The 4497-nt window shown below is 58.9% G+C and carries 4 protein-coding genes; 1 reads left to right on the top strand and 3 read right to left on the bottom strand.

Annotated features, from left to right (window positions below; all coding sequences use genetic code 11):
- Positions 1-89: 89 nt before the first annotated feature.
- From ACH4SI_RS42050 to ACH4SI_RS42040, 3 genes are all read right to left on the bottom strand, one after another.
- Positions 90-536: a LysE family translocator gene (locus ACH4SI_RS42050; protein ID WP_398306373.1), complete on the bottom strand. Its 447-nt coding sequence runs from the start codon at positions 534-536 to the stop codon at positions 90-92.
- Positions 537-963: 427 nt separating this feature from the next.
- Positions 964-1827: an ETEC_3214 domain-containing protein gene (locus ACH4SI_RS42045; protein ID WP_398306370.1), complete on the bottom strand. Its 864-nt coding sequence runs from the start codon at positions 1825-1827 to the stop codon at positions 964-966.
- Between the two features lie 379 nt (positions 1828-2206).
- Positions 2207-3532, bottom strand: a complete 1326-nt coding sequence (locus ACH4SI_RS42040; RefSeq protein ID WP_398306367.1) for a hypothetical protein — start codon at positions 3530-3532, stop codon at positions 2207-2209.
- A gap of 282 nt (positions 3533-3814) precedes the next feature.
- On the opposite strand from ACH4SI_RS42040, the gene ACH4SI_RS42035 reads away from it, so the two are divergent.
- Positions 3815-4474: an HAD family hydrolase gene (locus ACH4SI_RS42035; protein ID WP_398306364.1), complete on the top strand. Its 660-nt coding sequence runs from the start codon at positions 3815-3817 to the stop codon at positions 4472-4474.
- Positions 4475-4497 lie beyond the last annotated feature (23 nt).

The raw sequence follows: 4497 nt of genomic DNA, 5'->3' as shown, positions 1-4497 counted from the left end.
CGCGAGGTCTACCGGCATCTACCCCACCCTCACATCACCGCTGACCAGTTCAAGCAAGCCGCTTGACGATCTATAGGAGCTTCACCCACTCAGTCTCTAGGAACGGTGAACTGGGGAATCAGGCGCATGCAGAAGACCCCGGCCTTGGGTTGAGCAGATTGGTCCCCACCCCCGCCCGGAACGCCGCCCACCGCCCCCGCGGCATCGATCCGTCCACCGGCTCCGCACCCTCCGGCTCCGCCTCCGCCGCCGCCCGCCGCGACCGCCCGCGCCGACGCCCCCAGCCACACCAGATAGGCCGCCCCCGCCACCCGCAGCGTGTCGTACGCCACACGCGAGGCCGGGGGCAGCGCCGTCAGCCCGACCGCCGTCGCGAACCCCCACACCAGACAACCGGCGAGAATCCCGAGCGACGCGGCCAGCCCGGCATTCCGCCCATGGGCCACCGACGTTCGCAGCACGAGCAGCGTGTCCAGCCCCGGAGTGACATTGATGAGCGCGGCGACGCCCGCGAAGGCAAGGGCTGAGGTGAACATGCCCGCAGGCTAATCCCCCACAAGCAAAACCCCCGCCGGATTTTCCCGGCGGGGGCTTTGAGCTGCGGTGGACCTGAGGGGATTTGAACCCCTGACCCCCTCGATGCGAACTACGCTGGGGGTGGTCGCTGAGGTCTGCCGGGCTGGTCAGTCGGTCGGCTGTGGTTGGTGGCGGTGGGCTGCGGTCGCGGTGGTTGCTGTACCTCACTGCTGTACGGCACCCATGACCTACCGCTCTTCAGGCCGCGCCTGGGCCAGACTGGGCCTGGCCGTGGGGTGCTTGGGGGTACTCGGTTGTTCGCCGTTGTCTGCTTACCGGCTCGTCATGACGAGGGATAGTACGTGGGGGCAGGATTGGCGCCGCAGCGCTTTCAAAAGAATTCATTTCACGGAATTTCAGCACTGAGTCGAGACTAGCCGCCCACACTCAGCGAACGGCTATCCTGTTAACGCCAATTTGCTCTTTATATAGCTCCAACAGGTGCACCGAACCAAGCACCACAGACATCGTCTCGGCATAGGTATTTGCAAGGGATTTTGCCGCAAGGACACGCCCGGGCTTATTGAGGGATGGAAGATTGAAATCCCATTCGCTCTTTCGCTTAACCTTCATATTACTCCAAAACCAACCACTCCAGGAGTTATGAAGATACCGGTCGTTCGGATTCCAGTCGCATACGTCATTCAATCCCACAGCATACTCTCTATACTTGCCGCCATTTCCGTTATAGAAAGTCATAAATACGTAACTATTCGCAGTGCCCCGGCTCCCCACTCTGAGCTTTTCCTCTTCAAATGGATCGGCCAGCATATCCGCCAGTGTACTCTTATTCAAGATCACTTTTTTGCGCATCGGGTTGTCGCCGGGGACGGTGATAATCGGATTGAAATCCTTGCTGCAGGATGTTATCGCGTACGCAACCACTACATCGCCCTTTGTCACGGCGTCTACCCAGTAATCCCGCCGCTGAAAACTGTTCTGCACAAACCCCGCACTCAATGACGACCGGTAGGATGGCTGGCCAAGTTGTTCACGGAATTTATCAAATATGTAACCGGCGCGAAGTTTTGAAAGTCGTCCATATTCTTCTCGCCTCCAGTCATCGCCAAAATGGCTGTCATACCAGCCATTAGCAACGTGTATCGCTCCCCATATCGCGCCGACTGCTGTTATAAGGTTCGCCAAACATAGCAGAATGACGTTGATAGTGTTGCGCCTACTGAATCTATCGATCTTCTCTCCCAACGTCTCTTCTACTGCTTCGTTTTCATTACTCGTAGAATCCGGCATACCCCGATGGAACTACGTCGCGCCTGGTAACGCATCTTTAGCTAGTCCGAACAGGGCATCGTTGTGTTCAAGGTGGTCCCAGCACGTCGCTGCTGTACAGCATTCGCTGACCAGCGCTTGGGGAGGTCGTCACGCCAGTGCGGTGATCAGCCTCTCGGTGCCTCGCCTGAGCCCACCCGGTGCGCGGAAGAGTCTCGCGATACGGGGATGTACCCCCTTATTGCCGTCAACGACTGCCGTCACGCAACCAGTCCACCGGGCAACAACCCCCGACTTCAGATCCCTTGGTCCGTAGATCAAGCAGGAACCTGGGGCCCCCTCGGTCGCAGGTGGTCATTACGCAGCGCTCCTGCTCCGTCGGGTTGCTGCCTTCTCTTCCCTATCCAGGATCTTCGCCGCTGTTTTCTACTTCAGCAGGCAACCTATCGGGCGAACCATCCGCAAGAAATTCCCTCAATTCACCATAGAGTGGATTTACGGCGACCTCAAATACCGTCAACTTCTTTGTGGCTAATAGCCTGCGGATTTGAGCGATAGCCTCCTCTTTATTGTCAAGTAGCACACTCTTACAGTGCGAATATTCGACGGCGAGCCCGGTGACATCCCAGGACTCTACCTCGTCCTTGATTTCATCGAGGCCGAATAGCGCTTTCCGGGCAACCCAAGAAGACACTTGGGCCTGAATCCTCTTGACCCGGGGAGGATTGCAGCGCATCGAATACTCAGAGAGAGCGATAACCGTTCTCCAAGACTGCGACATGGTGCTGCGATAGATATCCATTTGAATGCTACCCAAGAAAAAAGATTCGTCGCGCTTATGCATCCTGCACCCGACGGCGACAGAGAGTAGCCTGCCCAACGCTATTAGCTCTTGGAGGAATCGGGACAGGTACTCCTCGCCTACGTTGAGCCTCTCGCCCGTTTGAGCGCCCCAGTCTCGGCGGGCGTCAAGCTTTTTCAGAGCTCCCAGGTAAAGCTGGTTGACCACTCCGTCGGCATGAACCATGAGGTTGCGCCTAGCAAAGCCTTCACGGATAACCATCCAGTCTACAGGGAGGTTCGACATGCACAGCCCACCACTTGCCTGTTTGATCCATTTATCCCAGCCATCTATACTTTCGTGCAGAAGTTTTGAAACCTGCCTCTCAATGAGAAATTCTTGGGCGTCGCTGAGCGAATCGAATTCACTCAGCTGCTGCAGGGTAAATCCGTGGTCAGATTCTTTGAAGGCGGCTCGATTAACCTTCAGGATTGCGCGCGCGATGCAACCAAAAAGGATTTCAAAGCCAGAAATAGAAGAGACCAGAAGGGAATTCCTCAGCAGCTGGTGCTGTGGGTCGGCACTGAGGAATCTAGATGAATAGGCAATCATGTGGTTAAGGGCGGCCCCCGCTGAGCCCCGTACTTTTAGGGTGAATGGCTTGACGCTACCCCCTTTCTCGCTGTGATCGACGTACTCCAGGATACCCTGAGCTAACTTCCTGGCGATGCGACTGAACTCATCTAGGTCCTCTGCGGACAGATGTTTGTAAACCTCTTCGAGGGAATCCATCCCATGAGGATCTGCCTTCGCCTCCATCTCAGGAATCACGCCGTGGTTGATCTCTGCGATCGATGTAGCCTGCGCGACAAATTGGTCGGCAGCGCGTACCAGTTCGTAACTCCATACGCTGGAATTGGTCTGTGAATCAGCGTTGATTTTCATCCCCTCCACGCTTCGGTGTGTGACGGTTTCTCGCAACTGGAAGGCTAGCGCTAGGCGACGCCTCGGGCAGGGCATTTATCTGAACTGGGCGAACCGCAGGTCGGCACAGTCATATGCGCCACACACTCCCTGTCTCAGCGAGTAGCTTCCGTCGCGACCACCACATAGGTCTGGACCCAACGGGCAGGCCCGGGGAGCGGTACCCGAGCCGGACGGCGGGTGGTGGTGAAAATGCCAGCCACACCCGGCAACTCGCGCTCCACTTGGCCTACCCTGCTCACCATGATCCGAGCTGTGGTTTTCGATGTCGGTGAGTGCCTGGTCGACGAGACGCGCGAGTACGGCACGTGGGCGGATTGGCTGGGGGTGCCCCGGCACACGTTCGCGGCGATGTTCGGCGCGGTGATCGCTCAAGGCCGGGACTATCGAGAGACGTTCCAGGTCTTCCGCCCTGGCTTCGACCTGTACGCGGAGCGGGAGAAGCGGGCGCAGGCGGGCCAGCCCGAGCACTTCGACAACAACGACCTGTACGCGGATGTCCGGCCGTCGCTGACGGCGCTGCGGGACGCCGGTCTGTGGGTGGGTATCGCGGGCAACCAGACCGTGCGGGCCGGGGGCATACTGCGCTCGCTCGACCTCCCGACCGACTTCATCGCCACGTCCGATGACTGGGGCGTGTCCAAGCCCGATCCTGCGTTCTTCTCCCACGTGGCAGACGCAGCCCCCTGCCCGGCCGAGGAGATCCTTTACGTGGGTGACCGGCTGGACAACGACATCCGCCCGGCGGACAAGGTGGGCATCAAGACGGCGCTCATCCGGCGCGGACCGTGGGCCACCATCCAGTGGGACGACCCGGAAGCCGTCGCGGTGCCGACCTTCCGCGTGCACAGCCTCGCCGAGTTGCCGGGGCTGGTCGCCGGGCTCAACGCTGAAGAGCGCTGACGGTCGTTCCCCATCCGTACATC

The sequence above is a fragment of the Streptomyces sp. NPDC021212 genome, from assembly GCF_044332925.1.
GTDB lineage: Bacteria > Actinomycetota > Actinomycetes > Streptomycetales > Streptomycetaceae > Streptomyces.
The sequence above is the reverse complement of the archived record's forward strand: the minus strand, read 5'-3'. Positions and strand labels throughout refer to the sequence as shown.

What these genes read in the sequence shown, in the direction of transcription:
- ACH4SI_RS42045 (WP_398306370.1), bottom strand. Translation starts at nt 1,827, where the DNA reads ATGCCGGATTCTACGAGTAATGAAAACGAAGCAGTAGAAGAGACGTTG.
- ACH4SI_RS42040 (WP_398306367.1), bottom strand. Translation starts at nt 3,532, where the DNA reads ATGAAAATCAACGCTGATTCACAGACCAATTCCAGCGTATGGAGTTAC.
- ACH4SI_RS42050 (WP_398306373.1), bottom strand. Translation starts at nt 536, where the DNA reads ATGTTCACCTCAGCCCTTGCCTTCGCGGGCGTCGCCGCGCTCATCAAT.
- ACH4SI_RS42035 (WP_398306364.1), top strand. Translation starts at nt 3,815, where the DNA reads ATGATCCGAGCTGTGGTTTTCGATGTCGGTGAGTGCCTGGTCGACGAG.